This window comes from Streptococcus bovismuti (genome assembly GCF_042436615.2).
GTDB lineage: Bacteria > Bacillota > Bacilli > Lactobacillales > Streptococcaceae > Streptococcus.
In genome coordinates this window covers 75,760-77,173 of the sequence record NZ_JBHMFR020000003.1, presented here as the reverse complement: position 1 = coordinate 77,173, position 1,414 = coordinate 75,760, and the positions used below count along the sequence as shown (strand labels likewise).

General features: G+C 47.4%; 1 protein-coding gene. It reads right to left on the bottom strand.

Features of this window, described 5'->3' with window-relative positions; all coding sequences use genetic code 11:
• On the bottom strand, positions 1–1,414 hold a 1,414-nt coding region (locus ACERDH_RS04825; protein ID WP_415741908.1), incomplete at both ends, for a DUF1542 domain-containing protein.

The following is a 1,414-nucleotide window of genomic DNA, read 5'->3' as shown; positions in this document are numbered from 1 at the left end:
TGCGTCGGCTTTGACTTTTGCATCTTCCTTAGCTGCAGTTTTTTCTTCGTCTGTTAAGTCATTGTTTGCGTCGATCGCGTCGTTCTTAGCTTTCAGTGCATCGTCGATTGCTTGTTTTGCCGCTGGCTTCGCTTGCGCTGTTGGTATTACTGAAGATACACTTGCTGCCCCAGCGTTTTTAGCTTGTTCTACCGCTGCGTTTGTTGTCGCGTTGTCGATTGCAGTCTTCGCTGCGTCAGCTTTGGCTTTCGCATCTTCCTTAGCTTTTGCTTTCTCTTCTGCTGTTAGGTCATTGTTTGCGTCGATTGCGTCGTTCTTAGCTTTCAGTGCATCGTCGATTGCTTTCTTAGCTGCTGGTTTTGCTACCGGCGTTGGATTTACATTGTTTACTTCTGTTGTTCCGTTAGCCTTAGCTTGGTCTACCACTGCGTTTGTTGTCGCGTTGTCGATTGCTTGCTTAGCTACGTCTGCTTTCGCTTTCGCATCAGCTTTCGCTGCTGTTTTTTCTTCGTCTGTTAAGTCGTTGTTTGCGTCAATCGCGTCGTTCTTAGCTTTCAGCGCATCGTCGATTGCTTTTTTAGCCGCTGGCTTAGCTTGTGCTGTTGGATTTACTGAGTCTACACTTGTTGCTCCGTCGTTTTTAGCTTGCGTTACTGCATCGTTTGTTGTTGCGTTATCGATTGCTTGTTTCGCTGCATCGGCTTTGGATTTGGCGTCTTCCTTAGCTTTGGCTTTCTCTTCAGCAGTCAAATCGTTATTGGAATCAATCGCGTCGTTCTTAGCTTTCAATGCGTCTTCGATGGCTTGCTTAGCTGCTGATTTGGCTACCGGCGTTGGATTTACATTGTTTACTTCTGTTGTTCCGTTAGCCTTAGCTTGGTCCACTCCTGCGTTTGTTGTCGCGTTGTCGATTGCAGTCTTCGCTGCAGCCGCCTTATCTTGCGCTTCTTGCTTAGCTGTAGCTTTTTCTTCTGCTGTTAAATCGTTGTTGGCATCAATCGCTGCTTCCTTAGCTTTTAGTGCGCCTTCTATTGCTTTTTTAGCTGCTGGTTTCGCTACCGGCGTTGGATTTACATTGTTTACTTCTGTTGTTCCGTTAGCCCTAGCTTGGTCCACTCCTGCGTTTGTTGTCGCGTTGTCGATCGCTGTTTTCGCTGCAGCCGCCTTGTCTTGCGCTTCTTGCTTAGCCGCAGTTTTTTCTTCGTCTGTTAAGTCGTTGTTTGCGTCGATTGCGTCGTTCTTAGCTTTCAGTGCATCGTCGATTGCTTTCTTAGCTGCTGGTTTTGCTACCGGCGTTGGATTTACATTGTTTACTTCTGTTGTTCCGTTAGCCTTAGCTTGGTCTACCACTGCGTTTGTTGTCGCGTTGTCGATCGCTGTTTTCGCTGCAGCCGCCTTGTCTTGCACTTCTTGC